Here is a 16,398-nt window from a genome sequence, read left to right as displayed (position 1 = left end):
CCGTGCCGACCCGTCCGGGCGTACGATGCGCGCATGACGTTGGAGCGCTGGCGGCAGATCACCGAGGGGCCGCTCATCGTCGCGTCCGTGCTGTTCCTCGTCACCTATTCGATCCAGGTGATCGTGGATCCCCGGGGAGAACTCGGCGCCCTGCTCGAAGACCTGCTCTGGGTCTCGTGGGGAACCTTCCTCATCGACTACATCGTGAGCCTCGTGCTCGCGCCGCGGCGCTGGCACTGGTTCCTCACGCACCTGTTCAACCTCGCGACCGTCGTGCTGCCGATGCTCCGCCCCTTGCGCGTACTGCGCGTGGTCACCCTGCTCGCCGTGCTTCAGCGCACGGCCGGCCGCGCCGTGCGCGGGCAGATCGTCATCTACGTGACCGGCGCGACACTGCTCGTCGTTTATGTCGCCTCCCTCGCGGTGCTGGACGCCGAGCGCGCCGGCGGCGGCACGATCTCCACGTTCCCGGACGCGATCTGGTGGGCGTTCACCACCATCACGACAGTCGGCTATGGCGACCTCTCACCGGTCACACGAGAAGGCCGCATGATCGCCGTCGGTCTCATGCTCAGCGGCATCGCCCTGCTCGGTGTCGTCTCGGCGACGTTCGCCTCATGGATCGTCGAGCAGGTGTCGGCCGAGAACACCAGTCGCCAGGCCGCCACGGTCGCGCACGTCGATGCGCTGCGCGCCGAGATCGCGGAGCTGCGCACGGTGCTCGCCCGGACGGATCCAGGCCCGCGTGCCGCCGATAGCGCCGCGCCGACCGCCCCGACCACGGCGACAGCGCCGACCGCCGCGAAGACGGACGGCTCGGATCCGCGCGCGTCGAAGAACTGAACGCCTCGAACGCGGATCCGGGCCCTTCGACAGGCTCAGAGACCGGATCCACCCGCCCTACATCCCGGCGTGCTCGAACGCGGTCGTGGGCAGGTCGACGATGTGCGCGCCGCCGTCGACGACCAGCACCGATCCGGTCATGTACGACGACTCGCTGGATCCCAGGAACCGCACGACGGCCGCGATCTCGGCAGGCTGCGCGGGGCGGTGCAGGGGCACGTCCGCGGTGACCGTGGCGTACGCCTCCTCCCGCGACGCGAGGCCGGCGTGCTCCGCGAACTCGTCCATCTCCTCGTCCGCCATCGGCGTCTGCACCCATCCGGGGCAGACCGCATTCACGCGCACCCCGTGCTTGCCGTAGTCGCGCGCGAGCGTGCGAGTGAGGCCGATCAGCGCGTGCTTGCCGACGGTGTACCCCGCGACCGAGGGGCCGGCGAAGAGTCCCGCGAGCGACGAGATCACGACGATCTGCCCCTTGGCCTCGATGAGCGCGGGGAGCGCCTCGCGCGCCATCACGAACGCCGTCGTGAGGTTCGCGCGGATCGCGCCCTCCCAGCCGGCGTCGTCCGTCTCCCCCACCGGGGCGAACCCGTGCCCGCCCGCATTCGCGACCAGCACGTCGATGCGGCCGAACGTCGCCAGCACCTCGGCGACCGCACGCTTCGCGTCCTCGGTCGAGGCGGCGTCGGCGATCACGGGATGCGCGCCGACCGCGCGCTCGACCTCGCGCAGCGGCGCCTCGCGTCGTCCGACGACGACGACGTGCGCGCCCTCCGCGGCGTAGCGGGCGGCGATCGCGGCGCCGATGCCGGTGCCGCCGCCCGTGATGACGACGACGCGTCCGGTCGATCCGTTGGTGGTCATGGGGTCTCCTGTCGGGGAAGCGGGGATGCGAGAGAGAAGGGGCCGGATTGATGTCGAGGCTCAGGCGGGGAAGCCGGAGCGGGCGCTGTATCCGAAGTCGCTGAGGATGCCGGATCCGTTCACGGCGCGGGCGCGCGGAGAGGCGAGATAGACCACGTGCGCCGCGATCTCCTCGGCGCTCTGCACGGGGAAGGCCGGGGCGGCGAACGCCTCGTCGCCGAGATCGCCCCGGCTCATCGGAGTGTCGACGACCGACGGCGACACCGTCGTCACCCGCACGTCATCGTCCGCGAGGTCGACGCTGAGCGCGCGCCCGAACTGCACGAGGGCGGCCTTGGACGCGCAGTACGGCGCCATGCCTGGCGACGCCACGAACGCGGAGTCACTGGCCACCAGCACGACCGAGGCCGCGGGCGCCGCGCGCAGCGCCGGCAGCGCGGCCCGGAGCACGAGGAAAGCCCCGGTCACGTTCACCGCGAACACGGCCTGCCACTCGGCGAGCGAGGTCTCGTCGATCCCGGATCCGACCGAGCCGGAGATACCCGCACAGCACACCACCGTGTGCAGGGCGCCGAGGGCAGCGACGGCATCGGAGACGGCCGCGCCGACCGCGATCTCGTCCGTGACATCGGCGACCACGGGGACGGACCCCGGGCAGGTCGCGGCGGTCTCCGCGAGCCCCTCGGCCGAACGGTCCAGCAGCGCGACCCGCACCCCCTCTGCGGTGAGCGCCTGTGCGACGGCACGCCCGATCCCTCCGGCGGCACCGGTGACCAGGGCGGTCCTGCCCTGCAGCTGCAGCTCCATCGCCGCTCCCTCCGTGTGCGGTGCCGGTCATGCCGACCGTCTCCGTTCCGCCATCCTGCTCCGCCGACGAAGCGGGATCGAGGGGCGCGGGACGGGTGTGCACGCTGACACCATCGTCCTTCGCTCATGAGCAAGTCCGCCGCACCCGGGAAGGGCAGACTCGGCAGAGTCCGAGAATGCCCGTCTTCCACGCAGCATCACGTCCGCGCTGCGACGCCCACCCTGGCCGGAAGAACGCGCCGTCACCGAGCGAAGGAGCCGACGTGACCACTGAACAAGACCAACAGACCCACACCGCACTGCGACAGGGAGCCCTCGGCGTCGCCGGGATCGTCTTCCTGGTGCTCGCCGCCGTCGCGCCGCTCACCGGCATCGTCGTCGTCGCCTCCCTTGCGATCGCGCTGGGCAACGGCGGCGGCGCGCCGATGTCGTTCTTCCTCGTCGCCGCGATCCTGCTGCTGTTCGCCGTCGGCTATGCGCAGATGTCGAAGCAGCTCGTGAACGCGGGCGGCTTCTACGCCTTCGTCGTGAAGGGCCTCGGCCGCACCGGCGGGCTGATCGCCGGCCTCATCGCCACCCTCGGCTACAACTTCTTCGTGGTCGGCACGATCGGCACGAGCGGCTTCTTCATGCAGTCGATCATCAAGGAGCTCACAGGCTTCGACATGAGCTGGATCCTCTGGGGCCTGCTCTCGATCGCCGTCTGCTTCGTGCTCGCCCGCATCGGCGTCGACTTCTCCTCCAAGGTGCTCGGCGTCTGCCTCGTGCTCGAGACGACGATGCTGCTCGTCTTCGATGTGTCGGTGTTCGTGCAGAAGGGATTCTCCTTCGCCGCGTTCAGCCCCGAATGGGTGTTCTCCGGCTCGCTCCCGATCGGCATGCTGCTCGCGGCGACCGGATTCCTCGGCTTCGAGGCAACGGCGCTGTTCAGCGAGGAGGCCAAGCAGCCGCTGCGCACGATCCCGCGCGCCACCTACACCGCGATCATCGCGATCGGCGTCATCCTCGGCGTCACCACCTGGGCGGTCGTCAGCGCGATCGGCGTGCCGGACGCGCAGGCTGTCGCCGTGAAGCACCTGCCCACGGGCGACCTCATCTTCGTACTGGCCCAGCGCTACCTCGGCGGCCCGCTCACGACGGTCATGATGATCCTGCTGCTGGTCAGCCTGTTCGCCGCGATGCTCGCCTTCCACAACTCCGCGAGCCGCTACCTGTACGCGCTCGGCCGCGCCCGCATCCTGCCCCGTGCGCTCGCCCGCACCCGCGCGGGCGGGTCTCCGGCGATCGCCGGCATCGTGCAGGCCGGCTTCGCAGGCGTCGTCGCCGTGGTCTTCTTCGTCGTCGGTGCGGATCCGATCGTGCAGGTCGTCCCGGCCATGCTCGGCTTCGGCACGCTCAGCGTGCTGATCCTGCAGGGCCTGGCGGCGCTGTCGATCGTCGTGTACTTCCGCCGGCAGCACGACACTCGCTGGTGGAGCACCTTCATCGCGCCGGGGATCGGCTTCCTGGGCATCGCGGCGATCTCGATCCTCGCGATCTTCAATTTCAACATCGTGGCCGGATCCGAGGAGCTCTGGATCAACCTCCTGCCGCTGCTGCTGGTGCTGGCGGTGGTCGGCGGGATCGTCTACGCGCAATACCTGAAGCGCACCAGACCCGCCGTCTACGACGGCCTCGCCGCCGATCTCGAGCAGTTCAGCAACCGCTGACATCCACTTTCACCACCCCTCATCAAGGAGCATCATGACCACCATGAACCCCGCCGACACCTCGACCTGGTTGCCGCTGGATGGCCTCGCCCCCGGCTTCGACGCGAACAAGGCGCCGCACACCACGGCTCTGTCCGGGCGCGAGATCACCGTCACCGCCCCCAACGGCACCCGCATCGCGCATCGCTTCGCCGACGACGAGGTCACCTGGACCTACTCGCCGGGTGAGGGCGACCCGACGGCGCCCGCGACCGACACCGACGCCTATGAGGCCATCGAGGTCGACGACGACCTGTTCTACGTGCAGTTCCACCACCGCTACCTGCCGAACGAGGCGGTCTCCCTCGTGATCGACCTGCGCGCCGGACGCGTGCTCTCGATCATCAGCGAGATCCTGCCGCAGGCCGAGCAGGGCCGCACGCGCGTGCAGCACCACTTCGGCACCGCGACGATCGACGGCATCGAGGCCACCGGCGTCGAGCCGCAGCCGACGACCGCCCTCATCGGCCGCCGTGTCGAGTGGGTGTACAGCGAGATCCACGCGTACGAGCACGTGTACCTCTCCGAGCGCTGGTACACCTGGCAGTGCCTGGCCGGCCCGGAGCGCGGGCTCGCCGACACCGATGAGAACAGCGTGTGGGAGATCCGGCCTGGGATCTACATGTTCGCCTGGCGCGAGAAGGTCATCCCGTGCGCGTCGATCACCGTCGCCGACCACCGCGACATCAACAAGATCCGCTCGCACGGCGTGCTGTTCGGACTGGACGAGACCGGCGAGGTGCCCACGCACTTCACGTTCGGCGCCTGGGGCCGCCTCATCTCGGTGACGCACCACGCGCCCGAGCTCGAGCCGGCGGACTTCGGCGCGCAGGGCACCGGCGAGAAGGCGACGGCCTGACATGACGACCGCCCCCGCCGAGCTCATCGTCGCCGCCGACGTCATCCGCACCGTGGATCCCGCTCGGCCGGACGCCCAGGCGTTCGCCGTGCGCGACGGCCGCATCGCCGCGATCGGCACGCGCGCCGAGGTCGACGCGCTGCGCGGCGACGGCACCCGGGTGCTCGAGCTCGGCGGGGCCGCGGTCTACCCCGGCTTCGCAGACGTGCACAATCACCACGCTCTGGCCGGGCGCACGGAGCTCTTCGAGCTCACCCTGCCGCCCTCGCTCACTCTGGACGAGATCCTCGACCGGGTGCGGGAGAAGGCCGCGACGCTGCCGGACGACGCGTGGATCATCGGCGGCGTGGTCGCCTCGACCATGCTCCCGTCGCTGCAGAGCACGGCCGTCCGGCTCCGGCTGGACGAGGCCTCGGGCGGGCGCCCGGTGGTCATCGCGGAGGACTCCCGGCACAATCGCTGGGCGAACTCGCGCGCCCTCGAGCTCGCCGGCATCGGTCCCGGGTTGATCCCGGCAGGCGGTGTCACGATCCTCGACCCCGAGGATGGCACCCCGACGGGCGTGCTGCTCGAAGCCGCAGGGATCCCCGTGCAGGAGGCGTACGACCGATCCGGCGGCCTGAACGCCGCACAGCACCGCGCGGCGTCGGCGCACGGCGTGCACCTCGCGAACAGCTACGGCATCACCGCGTTCCAGGATGCCGGCGTCTCCATCGACATCCTCGGCGCACTCCGGGCCCTCGACACGGATGGAGAGCTGAATGCCTGGGTCGTGTCCTCCCTGCTCGTCAACGACGAGATCTTCGGATTCGATCCGATCGGATCCGCCCTCATCGCGCGCGGCGAGGAGTTCCGCACCGGGCACCACCGACCCGACTTCGTGAAGATCTTCCTCGACGGAGTGCCGCCGGCACGCACCGCCTCGTTCCTGGAGCCGTACGTCCCCGACGCGGCGCACGGGGCGCACTTCCACGGTGAGACCACGATGACGTTCGACGAACTGTACGGCTGGCTGCGGCAGGTCGCAGAGCGCGGCCTCGGCGCCAAGGTGCACTGCACCGGCGACGGATCCGCCCGCCTCGTGCTCGATGTCGCGGAGCAGCTGCGCGCCGAGGGCTTCACGACCCCGATCCAGATCGCGCACGGCCAGTTCCTCGCCGACTCCGACATCCCGCGACTTGCCGCGCTCGACGTCGTGGCGGACATCTCGCCCTTCATCTGGTTCCCCGGTGTCATCCCGCAGATGCTCACCGAGGTGCTCGGCGAGCGTGCCGAGCACTCGCAGCCGAATCGAGCTCTCATCGACGCCGGGGCTCTCGTCGCCGGCGGATCCGACTGGCCGGTGAGCGAGTCGCCGAACCCGCTCGAGGGCATCCAGGGACTGGTGACCCGGGCGGATCCCCTGCGCCGCGCGCCAGGGACGCTCTGGCCGGAGCAGGCGATCACCGCCGAGGAGGCCCTGCAGGTCTTCACCCGCAACGCCGCCGTCGCGATGGGCCTCGGATCCGAGACCGGATCCCTGGAGGTCGGCAAGTCCGCCGATTTCGTTGTGCTGGACCGTGACGCGATCGCGGGCCCCGCCGACGCCATCATCGACGCGCGCGTGCTCTCGACCTGGTTCGCCGGGCGTGAGGTGTACACGGCCGACTGAGCAGTCGCGCATCCGTCCGCGCCGCCGTGCTCGTTGCCGGCGGCGCGGAGGCGTTCTGCGTGGCCCCGCCACGGGCGTAGAATGGTATACCAATCGCGCACCGTGCCCCGGATCGCGCCCGCCCGCGCACGATCAGGAGACCGGATGGCCATCGAGGAGCGCCCCGACGCCCGCCCGAATCGGTTCTCCGCCGCTCTGCTCCGCCCGTTCTCCTCCCTGCACGGCAATCGCGAGTTCTCGGCCCTGCTGCTCTCGAACATCGCCTTCTTCGGGGGGATGTGGACGCTCACGTTCATCCTCGGCTGGATGGTGTTCGCGCAGACCGGATCCGAGATCCTCGTCGCCGCGTTCACCACGGTGCGGCTGCTTCCCCTGCTGCTCGGCCCGCTCTCCGGCGCGATCTCGGACCGGATGGACCGCAGGCGCCTGCTCATGATCGCGTGCGGCGTCGCGATCGTCGCAGCCGTCGGCCTCGCCGCCCTCACCACGGCCGGGCTCGGCTCGTTCGGCGTGCTCACCGCCGGCGGGCTGGCGCTGGGGCTGGCGCACTCCCCCTCCCAGCCCGCGCGGGCCGCGCTGGTCGCGGGTAAGGTGCCGGCGGAACAGCTCAGCAACGCGAACGCGCTGAACGCCCTGGCGATGAACACGACGCTCATGCTCGGGCCTGCGGTCGGCGGGCTGCTGGTGAGCGCGTTCGGCACGGCGACGGCGCTGTGGATCGGCTCCCTCTGGTTCGTGCTCTCGCTGATCGCGCTTCGTGGCGTGACTGGCGGCTACAGGCTGCCCGAGGTGCCGCACGGGTCGATCTGGCGCATGCTGGGCGAGGGTTTCCTCGCGATCGCGCGCCTGCGCGTGGTGCTGGCAGTGCTGCTGATCACGGTCGCCGTGAACTTCCTCATCTGGTCGATCCACCAGGGCTTCATGCCGGTGTTCGCGCAGAGCATGCGGCTGGACGCGGCCGGACTCGGCCTGCTGCTGACCGCGTTCGGCGTGGGCGGAATCGTCGGCTCGCTCGTGATCGCCGCCCTCGGCGACTTCCCGTGGAAGGGCGCCGTGTTCGTGTGCGGGATCGCGGGGATGTCAGTGTGCTGGATCCTGTTTGCCCTGGCGCCCACGACGCTCATCGCGACCGGCGCATTCATCCTCGCGGGGCTCGTCTCGTCGGTGTTCGGAGTGCTGCAGAACACGCTCATGCTGTCCACCACGCCGCCGGCGCTGCAGGGGCGGGCCATGGGCCTGCAGGAGCTGGCGATCGGGGCACAGCCCATCGCGGCGCTGGCCATCGGCGCCGCCGCGCAGAGCATCGGGATCGCCGCCACAACGGTGATCAGCGCGAGCCTGCTGATGCTGTTCCTGGCCGTGATGGCGCTCAGCGTGCCCGCGCTGATGCGCTACCACGGCACACCGGGAGCCTGATCGGATCCGGGTCCGCGGCATTCGTCAGCGACGCGGCGTCTCGCGTCCGCGCAGGCGCCAGAGCAGCCATGCTGCGCCGACGGGGACGAAGAAGATCGCCACGATCAGCGATGAGTGCGCCAGGTCGTAGGCCGCGGGCAACAGCGGGTTGCTGGCGCCACCATCGACGGGCGCTTCGACCCAGATCAGCTTCGACACCAGGGCGGCGGCGTAGAGCAACCCCCACCCCGCGAATGGCAGCAGGATCGCCACCGCCTTCTCCCACCGCCGCCAGAACCTGCTCGATGTGACCAGGGCCACCCCGATGACCCATCCGCCGATCGGGAACAGGAAGCTGCCGATGCCGAGCACGAGTGCGCCGACGATCGCGAACCACTTCGTGTCGACCGTCGCAGGCTTCGCCGACGGAACAGGTGCCGGAGTCACGACGACCACGGGCGCGGGTGGCGCGGACCCGGTCTCCTCCTTCGCGGCCGCGGCGATCCGCACCGGATCCCCGAGCTGCACGATCCGCGACTGCAGTTCCGCAGCATCGAGCCCGTCGAGCTCCTCCTCGATGCCGCTGCGCAGTTCGTTCGCGACACGCCACGGCAGATCCGCGATGGCGGCGTCGAGCCGTCCCAGGTAGTCGTCGCGCAGGCTCTGCGCCTCGGCCTCGGTCATGCTTCCCCCTCTGCGGTCACCCGCGCCGTCGGCGGGGCCTCTGCGATCAGACCGGCCACGCTGCGCGCGAACGGCGTCCACGATGTGCGGAACTGCGCCAGTTGCCGCACTCCGCTGTCGGCGAGCTCGTAGTAGCGGCGCACCGGGCCGGACTCCGACGGGCGCTCGAACGTACGCACCCAGCCGCTCTGGCGCAGCCGCGACAGCAGAGGATAGAGCGTGCCGATGCTCGCGATGAGCCCCTCGGCCGTGAGCCGCTCGGCGAGCTCCCAGCCGTACATCGGGCCGCGCGCGAGCAGGCCGAGCACGCAGTACTCGATAACGCCCTTTCGCATCTGCGCCCCGGCGTCCGGTGTCATGCATCACAAGCTAGCTTGCATGGCAAGAGAGATCAAGACGAAGCCCGGCAGGGCGGTCTTCAGAGCGACCGCGCGGACGCCAGACGCTCGACCGTCGGGGTGAGCTCCGGGAACGCGTGGAGCACGATCTCGACGAGGGCATCGAGCGGGCGGGTGAGCGGATCGGTGGCGGGAAGGCCGAGCTCGAGCTCGATGCTCTCGATGGCTATGCCGATCTCCGCGTCGGTCATGCCTTCGTGGTTCACCGTCACCCCGATGACCTTCGTGTCGGCGAAGGCCTCGATCAGTGCCACTTCGCTGGCCAGGGTGGGCATCGGCACCATCGGGAAGTCCCCCAGCGTGCGGCGTTTGGGAGCATGCTGCACCAGAACGCCCGCCGGACGGCTGCCGCGAAGGATGTGCGCCGACGTCAGATAGGCGGGGTGGCTGAGCGCGCCCTGCCCTTCGACGACGATGACGTCCGGATCCTCCCCTTCGAACGCGGCGACCACCTGGTCTTCGACCTCGCCGGAACAGTACTGGGGAACCAGAGCGTCGAGAGCGATACCGTATTTGCCGCCCTGGATGATCGTCGTCTGCCCGGTGCCGACCATCACGGCGCGGATGCCGCGCTCGTTCAACGCCCGGACCAGCAGAGTCGCGGTGGTGCGTTTGCCGATCGCGCCGTCCGTGCCGAGGACGGCGATCCGCGGGCAGGTGACGTCGAAGATCCGTCCGGAGAAGAGATGCAGATCCTGCATCTCGCGCGGGCGTCGGATGTCCGTGAGGGAAACGCGCGCCAGGAGGGACGCCGCCACGAACTCGGCGTCGTCGTTGAGGAACTCGTGCAAGCCGTTGATGATGTGCATCCCGTGGGCGATGCCGTCCAGGAGCACCACCCGCTGTTCCGTGGAGAGCAGGCCGTCCGCCGGCGCGACTCCGCAGATCAGGTAGTCGGGCGCTGTGCCCGCATGAGCGATCGCCTCAGCAAGACTGGCGAGCACCGGAATGCCATTGGCATGGCCATCCAGCAGCATTCCCGCATCGGCTCCGGCATGGCGGCTGTCGAGGACGCTCAGGATCTCGTACTTCTCGGAGTGGCGGATGAGACCGTTCGCGGTCTTGCCGTCCTGCTCGCCGAACTGGCCTTCGCAGTAGATCACCGCTGTGGAGCCCGGGGGAAGGGCAGGAGTCGGATCGGTCAGGTCCGCGGAACGCGGCTCGGCAGAATCAACAGCGACAAGAGCGTGCATCGGTCTCCTACAGGTCTCGCAGAGGAGGCGACGCAAAGCGGAAGGCCGAAGCCCGTCGGTCGACAAGAAGTCTTCCCTGGTCGTCGGCAGGAATGCCGACTCCTTCGACAGTAGCACCGTTGCCTGTGCACCCGATCGGCGCGGTCGCCTCGCTCACAGGACGAGTGACCAGCGGCCCGACCGGTCCCGTGACCGCGCCCGGTCATAGACTGGATCGGCGAAGCCGGGCCGCGCCCGGCGCGCACGCGTCACGGGAAGGGCGGGGCATGCCGATCACCAGGACCGTGCTCTCCACCGCCGCGCACGATCCCGCTCAGCCGGCCATCGTCGGGCCCGATGGCGCCCTGGACTACGCCGGGCTCGTCGAGGACTCCCGTCGCGTGTTCGCCGTCGTCGACGCCGCACATCGCGCACAGGCTGCTCCCCCGCCACCCGCGCCGGAGACCCGCGGGATCCCGATCACCGCGGTCAGCATCGCCAGCGCCTTCCACGCCGCGCGCATCGTCGCCGGCCTCGCCGGCTATCGCGCGGTGTCCGCCACCATCGACCCGCAGTGGCCGCTCGCGCACCGCGTGCACGTCGTGGTGGCGGCGGGGATCGGGCTCGTCATCGGCGACGACCCCGCGCTCGCACCCGCACTCCGCGCCGCCGGATGGACCGGCACCGTGCTCTCCCTCGCGGAGTTCCGCGCGCGGGAGGCGACGACGGCTTTCGCGGATCCGCCCACGGTGCGCGATGCCGACGAGGCGTTCCTGCTGCTGTTCTCCTCCGGCACCACGAGCGATCCGAAGGCCTTCCTGAAGACGCGACGGCAGTACCGCGAGAACGTCACCGTCTCGAGCGCGCACCTCGAACCACGTCCCGGTGTGCAGACCCTGGCCCCGGGACCGCTGTCGTACAGCCTCACGCTGTACGCGCTCATCGAATGCCTCGCCACCGGCGGCGGCGCACACCTCGCCGATGCCTTCGATGCCGCCCACCTGGCGCAGCGCGTCGCGGCGGAGAGGATCACTCGGATCGTCGCCGTGCCGGCCGTGGTGCAGGTGCTCATCGATGCCGCCCGGCGCGCTCCCGACGCCTTCGCCGGGCTGGACCTCGTCGTCACCGGCGGTGCGAACCTGCCCGCGGCGCTGCGCGGTGGCCTCGCCACGGCACTGCCGCGCGTGCGGCTGATCAGCTACTACGGCGCCGCGGAGATCGGATTCATCGGCGACAGTCGCGGCGGCGACGGCACCCTGCTCGACGTCTACGACGGCATCGGCGCCGAGATCCGCGACGACGAGGGCAGCGTCCTGCCCGACGGCGAGCTCGGCACGCTGTGGATCCGCGCCGCCGCCTGCTCGGACGGCTACCTCGCTGCGACGACCGACGCCGTGCTGCGAGGGCCCGACGGCTGGGCGACCGTGCACGACATGGGCCGCCTGGTGGACGGGCGACTGCAGCTGGCCGGACGAGCCGGCGACATCGTCACGACGGGCGGGCACAAGGTCTCACTGCCCGAGGTGGAGCGCGCGTTCGACGCGATGCCCGGGCTCGGTCCGGTGTGCGCCGTGGCCCTGCCGGATCCGCGACTCGGCAGCGTTGTGGCGCTCGTGGTCGAGGCGGGTTCCCCCGCGCAGATCACCAAGGCCACCCTCCAGGCCTGGGCGCGCGAGCGGCTGGCGCCGCAGTTCGTGCCACGGCGCTGGTACGTCCTCGAGCGGATCCCGCGCACGGCCGGCGGCAAGATCCGGCGCCCGGCGACCACCGCGCTCATCGAGCAGGGCGAAGGGATCCGGCTGTGAGCCCGGCGGCGCGGCGCGTCGTCGTCACCGGGCTCGGCGCGATCACGCCGAGCGGCCTCGACGTCCCCTCCCTCTGGGACGCGGTCGTCGCGGGCCGCAGCGCCATCACCGCCCTCGACGAACCGGACTTCCGAGAACTGGCCGTGCGGATCGGCGGCAGAATCCAGGGCTTCGACGCGACAGGGGTCGTTGATCCGCCGCTGAGCCGCCGCCTCAGCCCCCTGCAGCTCTGGGCGATCGCCGCCGCGGATCAGGCCCTAGCCGACGCCGGCGTCGATCCCGGCGCGCTGCGCACCGGAGCAGCGCTCCCCTGGGATCCGACCCGCGCCGCCGTCCTCGCCGCGACCGGATCCGGCCCGGTGGACGCGATGCAGGCCGCCACCCGCGCCCTCGACGCCCGTGGTCCCCGCGGCGTGCCGCTGAGCGTCGTCGTGCACGGCGCGCCGGATGCCGCGGCGGCGCTGCTCAGTGAGCGGTACGGCGCCCGCGGCACCGCGCACGGGGTCACGGCGACGTGCGCGTCCAGCGCGATCGCGCTCGGCGACGGGCTGCGTCGCATCCGGCACGGGTACGCCGACGCCGTGCTCGTCGTCGGCATGGAGGACTGCCTGAACCCTGTCAACCTTGCGGCGAACGCGAACCTGCGCGCGCTCGCCAGCGGGTACGAGTCGGATCCGTCCGCGGCCAGCCGTCCGTTCGACCGCGGACGCCGTGGCTTCGTGATGGCCCAGGGCGCCGCGGCTCTGCTGCTCGAGGCCGAGGACGTCGCGCGCGCCCGCGGCGCCGCACCGCTCGCCGTGCTGGCCGGGTTCGGCGAGTCCAGCGACGCGCACCATCCCACGGCCCCGCATCCGCAGGGACTCGGCGCCGCGCAGGCCGTCGCCGCGGCGCTCGCCGACGCCGGGCTGGATCCGCATGCCGCCGACGGCATAGACCACGTCAACGCGCACGGTACAGGCACGGCGGCCGGCGACGCGGCCGAGCTCGCGGCACTCGAGAACGTGTTCGGCGCGCACGCCCGGCAGATCCCGATCACGGCGACGAAGTCGAGCACGGGACACCTGCTCGGCGCGTCCGGAGCCGTCGAGGCCATCCTCGCGATCCAGACGCTGCGCACCGGCCTGATCCCCCCCACGATCAACCTCGACGACCCCGAGTTCGCGGACTGGGACATCGTGCGCGGCATGGCCCGAGCGGCCGGGCGGATCCGCCGCGTCCTCTCCCCCTCTTTCGGGTTCGGCGGCCACAACGGCGCCATCGTGCTCGAGTCCCCCGACCTCTCCGACCACGCACAGGAGGCACGATGACCGACCGTCTCACCCGCCACGCCGAGCTCGCCGAGCACTATCTGCCGGATGAGCTGCTCGAGCGGTTCCGCGAACGCGCCGCCGTGTACGACCTGGAGAACCGGTTCTTCGACGAGGACCTCGCCGAACTCACCGAGCGCGGGTACCTGCTGCTGTTCGTGCCGGAGGCGCACGACGGCCCCGGCCTGAGCCTCGATGAGGTCTCGCATCTGCAGCAGCGGCTCGCGACCGCGGCTCCCGCGACGGCGCTGGCTGTGAACATGCACCTCATGTGCACCGGCGTCGCGAAAGCCCTCGCCGACCGCGGCGACCACTCGCTCGACGACGTATTCGCCGAGGCGATGGCCGGCGAGATCTTCGCCTTCGGGATCAGCGAGCCCTCGAACGACTGGGTCATGCAGGACTCGAAGACGGCCGCCGTTCCGCAGGCCGACGGCGGCTACCTCCTCAGCGGCGTCAAGATCTTCACGTCTCTCTCCCCCGTCTGGACCCGACTGATCACGCACGGCCGCGACGACACGGATCCGGAGAACCCGATGCTCGTCTACGGCTTGCTCGAACGCGGCACGGAGGGCATCACCGTGTCGGACCAGTGGGACGTGATGGGGATGCGGGCGTCGCAGAGCCGCGCCACGATCCTGAAGAGCGTGCGCATGGCGCCGGAGCGCGTGAACCGCCGCATCGCCGTGGGGCGGGTGCCGGATCTGCTCACGTTCGCGATCACGAGCAACTTCCAGCTGCTCATCGGATCCGTCTACGCCGGCGTCGCCCGTCGTGCGCTCGACCTGGGCGCAGCAGGTCTGAAGAAGCGACGCTCCGCGAAAGCTGACGCGACCTACGCCGAGGTTCCCGAGTCCCGCACCCGGCTCGCCGATGCGCACCTCGACTATCTCGCCGTGCCGGCGCAGCTCGAGGCGTACTGCCGCGACTTCGACGAACTGCTCGACCACGGCGCACGGTGGCCGCTGCTCCTCGTGAGTGCACGGCTGAACGCCTCGACGGCCGCCCGCCGCGCCGCCGAGGCCGCCCTCATGTGCACCGGCGGATCCGGTTTCGACAACGGCCACGAACTGAGCCGTCTGTACCGCGATGCCACGGCGGGACTCTTCCACCCGCCGAGCGCGGACGCCGCTCGCCCGATGTTCGCCGCGGCGCTGCTGGACGACTGAGCGCCCCCGACGCCGGCACCCCCTTGCAGCATCGGGGGCCCCTCGCAGGAACGTCACTGCGAGGGGGCCCCGATTCTCAGAGGGGGCGTCGGCGGTTCAGGCCTCCGCCTCCGAGGCCGCTACCACTGCCTGCTCCTCCACCGTCGTCGCCGCCACTGCCGCCGGACGGCGCACGCACAGGGCGAGGGCGATGACGACGAGCGAGAGGATCGCGCCTGCGAGGAACGCGAGGTGCGAGCCCGCCGCCGCGGCTGCCGGCGAGGGGAGGTCCGGATCCGCGGATCCGGTCGCCGTCACCCCGGTCGCGTACAGGGCGACGAAGATCGCCGTGCCCGCGGCGCCGGCCACCTGCTGCAGCGTCGCGATCGTGGCGCTGCCGTGCGAGTACAGCTGCGGGGCCAGCGAACCGAGCGATGCGCTGAACGCCGGCGTGAACAGGAAGGCGAGCGACAGCATCAGCACGATGTGCGCCCCCAGCAGCACCACCCAGGAGGAGTGCTCCCCCAGTCCGAACGCGAGGGTCCAGAGCGAGGCCGCGAGACCGATGGATCCCGGGATGACCAGCGGGCGCGGACCGAAGCGGTCGTACAGCCGCCCGACCGTGGGTCCGGCGAGCCCCATCAGCAGGCCGCCGGGGAGCAGGATGGCGCCCACCCAGAGCGGGTCGAGGCCGAGCGTGTAGCGCGCGAACTGCGGCAGCACGATGAAGGCGCCGAACAGCGAAACCATGCCCGCGGTCATCATGGCGACGGCGACGGCGAAGTCCCGCGAGAGGAACGTGCGCAGATCGAGCAGCGCCGAGTCGGTGCGCTGCAGCACGAGCTGACGCCAGACGAAGAGCCCGAGCCCGGCCAGGCCGAGCACGATCGGGATCCAGGGCTGCACCGCCGCCTCGCCGACAGCGGTCGCGCCGATCTGGCTGAGACCGAACACCAGTGCGGAGAACGCCAGGGCGGCGAGGACCACCGACAGCGCATCGAGCGGAACGGCACGCGTCTCCGAGACGTTCGGGATGCGGCGGATCCCGATGGCGAGCATCGTGAGTGCGATGGGAAGCATCACCCAGAAGAGCCCCTGCCACGGCAGCACCTGGATCAGGGCGCCCGAGACGATGGGGCCGACGGCAGGCGCCACGGACATGACGATCGACACGCGCCCCATGACCCTGCCGCGCTCCTCAGCGGGCACGACCGTCATCACGGTCGTCATCATGAGCGGCATCATCACGGCGGTGCCCATGGCCTGTACGACGCGGCCCACCACGAGCATCTCGAAGACCGGGGACAGCGCGGCGATGACCGTGCCGGCGACGAAGCTCGACAGCGCGACGGTGAAGACCGTGCGGGTGCGCAGGCGCTGCATGAGCCAGCCGGTGGTCGGGATGACGACCGCCATGGTGAGCGCGAAGGCCGTAGTCAGCCACTGCCCACGGGTCGCGTCGATGTGCAGGGACTCCTGGATCCGCGGCAGCGCCACGGCCATCATCGTCTCGTTCAGGAACACGACGAAGACCGCGGCGAGCAGCAGCCTCAGCGCGGTGCGGTTGCGCGCGGCAACTCCGGCGTCCGATTCCGGCGAGGCGTCGATCTCGGCCGGGGCGATGGTGGCGGTCATGTCCTTCTCCTTCTCGCGATGTGCCCGAATCCGGGTTACTGCAAAAAATAAAGCACACTGCAAATAATGAAGTCAAGTGGTA

14 protein-coding genes are annotated in these 16,398 nt (G+C 70.8%); 8 read left to right on the top strand and 6 right to left on the bottom strand.

Going from position 1 to position 16,398, the window contains the following annotated elements:
• The first annotated feature begins 33 nt into the window (after positions 1-33).
• On the top strand, positions 34-843 hold the full coding sequence (locus tag AC1DCT_RS15870; protein ID WP_477430305.1) for a potassium channel family protein: 810 nt from the start codon (positions 34-36) through the stop codon (positions 841-843).
• A 57-nt stretch (positions 844-900) separates the two neighbouring features.
• Here the strand turns inward: AC1DCT_RS15870 and AC1DCT_RS15865 are convergent, their stop codons facing one another.
• Together AC1DCT_RS15865 and AC1DCT_RS15860 are read right to left on the bottom strand one after the other, a co-directional pair.
• On the bottom strand, positions 901-1,707 hold the full coding sequence (locus AC1DCT_RS15865; protein WP_233312560.1) for an SDR family NAD(P)-dependent oxidoreductase: 807 nt from the start codon (positions 1,705-1,707) through the stop codon (positions 901-903).
• A 60-nt stretch (positions 1,708-1,767) separates the two neighbouring features.
• Complete coding sequence (locus AC1DCT_RS15860) at positions 1,768-2,514, bottom strand: SDR family NAD(P)-dependent oxidoreductase (RefSeq protein WP_441977300.1); 747 nt, start codon at positions 2,512-2,514, stop codon at positions 1,768-1,770.
• A 263-nt stretch (positions 2,515-2,777) separates the two neighbouring features.
• On the opposite strand from AC1DCT_RS15860, the gene AC1DCT_RS15855 reads away from it, so the two are divergent.
• The 4 genes from AC1DCT_RS15855 (at position 2,778) to AC1DCT_RS15840 (ending at position 8,188) form a co-directional block, all read left to right on the top strand.
• On the top strand, positions 2,778-4,223 hold the full coding sequence (locus AC1DCT_RS15855) for an APC family permease (RefSeq protein ID WP_440733427.1): 1,446 nt from the start codon (positions 2,778-2,780) through the stop codon (positions 4,221-4,223).
• 34 nt (positions 4,224-4,257) lie between these two features.
• Positions 4,258-5,121, top strand: a complete 864-nt coding sequence (locus tag AC1DCT_RS15850; protein WP_441977301.1) for a molybdenum cofactor biosynthesis F family protein — start codon at positions 4,258-4,260, stop codon at positions 5,119-5,121.
• Position 5,122: 1 nt separating this feature from the next.
• Positions 5,123-6,772, top strand: a complete 1,650-nt coding sequence (locus tag AC1DCT_RS15845) for an amidohydrolase (RefSeq protein ID WP_477430304.1) — start codon at positions 5,123-5,125, stop codon at positions 6,770-6,772.
• A 144-nt stretch (positions 6,773-6,916) separates the two neighbouring features.
• Entirely contained in the window at positions 6,917-8,188 is a 1,272-nt protein-coding gene (locus AC1DCT_RS15840; protein WP_477430303.1) for an MFS transporter, read from the top strand.
• Between the two features lie 24 nt (positions 8,189-8,212).
• On the opposite strand, the gene AC1DCT_RS15835 is transcribed toward AC1DCT_RS15840, so the two are convergent.
• Genes AC1DCT_RS15835 through AC1DCT_RS15825 form a run of 3 tightly spaced genes read right to left on the bottom strand, consistent with a single transcriptional unit; the run spans position 8,213 to position 10,508 of the window.
• On the bottom strand, positions 8,213-8,851 hold the full coding sequence (locus tag AC1DCT_RS15835) for a hypothetical protein (protein ID WP_477430301.1): 639 nt from the start codon (positions 8,849-8,851) through the stop codon (positions 8,213-8,215).
• A complete protein-coding gene (locus AC1DCT_RS15830) occupies positions 8,848-9,210 on the bottom strand; it encodes a PadR family transcriptional regulator (protein WP_477430299.1) in 363 nt (120 codons plus the stop codon). The genes AC1DCT_RS15835 and AC1DCT_RS15830 overlap by 4 nt, the downstream gene beginning before the upstream one ends.
• Positions 9,211-9,269: 59 nt before the next feature.
• Positions 9,270-10,508, bottom strand: coding sequence for an N-acetyltransferase DgcN family protein (locus AC1DCT_RS15825; RefSeq protein ID WP_477430297.1), 1,239 nt, complete (start codon positions 10,506-10,508; stop codon positions 9,270-9,272).
• Between the two features lie 200 nt (positions 10,509-10,708).
• Here AC1DCT_RS15825 and AC1DCT_RS15820 point away from each other — a divergent pair, with 200 nt between their 5' ends.
• The 3 genes from AC1DCT_RS15820 to AC1DCT_RS15810 are packed head-to-tail and all read left to right on the top strand — an operon-like array spanning position 10,709 to position 14,702.
• Entirely contained in the window at positions 10,709-12,226 is a 1,518-nt protein-coding gene (locus AC1DCT_RS15820) for a class I adenylate-forming enzyme family protein (RefSeq protein ID WP_441977307.1), read from the top strand.
• Positions 12,223-13,533: a beta-ketoacyl-[acyl-carrier-protein] synthase family protein gene (locus tag AC1DCT_RS15815; RefSeq protein WP_477430295.1), complete on the top strand. Its 1,311-nt coding sequence runs from the start codon at positions 12,223-12,225 to the stop codon at positions 13,531-13,533. The genes AC1DCT_RS15820 and AC1DCT_RS15815 overlap by 4 nt, the downstream gene beginning before the upstream one ends.
• Positions 13,530-14,702, top strand: a complete 1,173-nt coding sequence (locus tag AC1DCT_RS15810) for an acyl-CoA dehydrogenase family protein (protein ID WP_477430293.1) — start codon at positions 13,530-13,532, stop codon at positions 14,700-14,702. The genes AC1DCT_RS15815 and AC1DCT_RS15810 overlap by 4 nt, the downstream gene beginning before the upstream one ends.
• A gap of 96 nt (positions 14,703-14,798) precedes the next feature.
• Here AC1DCT_RS15810 and AC1DCT_RS15805 read toward each other — a convergent pair whose 3' ends face one another.
• On the bottom strand, positions 14,799-16,316 hold the full coding sequence (locus AC1DCT_RS15805) for a DHA2 family efflux MFS transporter permease subunit (protein WP_477430291.1): 1,518 nt from the start codon (positions 16,314-16,316) through the stop codon (positions 14,799-14,801).
• Positions 16,317-16,398 lie beyond the last annotated feature (82 nt).

It is taken from the genome of Microbacterium sp. 10L49, from assembly GCF_056395125.1.
The sequence above is the reverse complement of the archived record's forward strand: the minus strand, read 5'-3'. Positions and strand labels throughout refer to the sequence as shown.

What these genes read in the sequence shown, in the direction of transcription:
- AC1DCT_RS15805 (WP_477430291.1), bottom strand. Translation starts at nt 16,316, where the DNA reads ATGACCGCCACCATCGCCCCGGCCGAGATCGACGCCTCGCCGGAATCG.
- AC1DCT_RS15840 (WP_477430303.1), top strand. Translation starts at nt 6,917, where the DNA reads ATGGCCATCGAGGAGCGCCCCGACGCCCGCCCGAATCGGTTCTCCGCC.
- AC1DCT_RS15860 (WP_441977300.1), bottom strand. Translation starts at nt 2,514, where the DNA reads ATGGAGCTGCAGCTGCAGGGCAGGACCGCCCTGGTCACCGGTGCCGCC.
- AC1DCT_RS15845 (WP_477430304.1), top strand. Translation starts at nt 5,123, where the DNA reads ATGACGACCGCCCCCGCCGAGCTCATCGTCGCCGCCGACGTCATCCGC.
- AC1DCT_RS15835 (WP_477430301.1), bottom strand. Translation starts at nt 8,851, where the DNA reads ATGACCGAGGCCGAGGCGCAGAGCCTGCGCGACGACTACCTGGGACGG.
- AC1DCT_RS15830 (WP_477430299.1), bottom strand. Translation starts at nt 9,210, where the DNA reads ATGACACCGGACGCCGGGGCGCAGATGCGAAAGGGCGTTATCGAGTAC.
- AC1DCT_RS15870 (WP_477430305.1), top strand. Translation starts at nt 34, where the DNA reads ATGACGTTGGAGCGCTGGCGGCAGATCACCGAGGGGCCGCTCATCGTC.
- AC1DCT_RS15850 (WP_441977301.1), top strand. Translation starts at nt 4,258, where the DNA reads ATGACCACCATGAACCCCGCCGACACCTCGACCTGGTTGCCGCTGGAT.
- AC1DCT_RS15810 (WP_477430293.1), top strand. Translation starts at nt 13,530, where the DNA reads ATGACCGACCGTCTCACCCGCCACGCCGAGCTCGCCGAGCACTATCTG.
- AC1DCT_RS15820 (WP_441977307.1), top strand. Translation starts at nt 10,709, where the DNA reads ATGCCGATCACCAGGACCGTGCTCTCCACCGCCGCGCACGATCCCGCT.
- AC1DCT_RS15865 (WP_233312560.1), bottom strand. Translation starts at nt 1,707, where the DNA reads ATGACCACCAACGGATCGACCGGACGCGTCGTCGTCATCACGGGCGGC.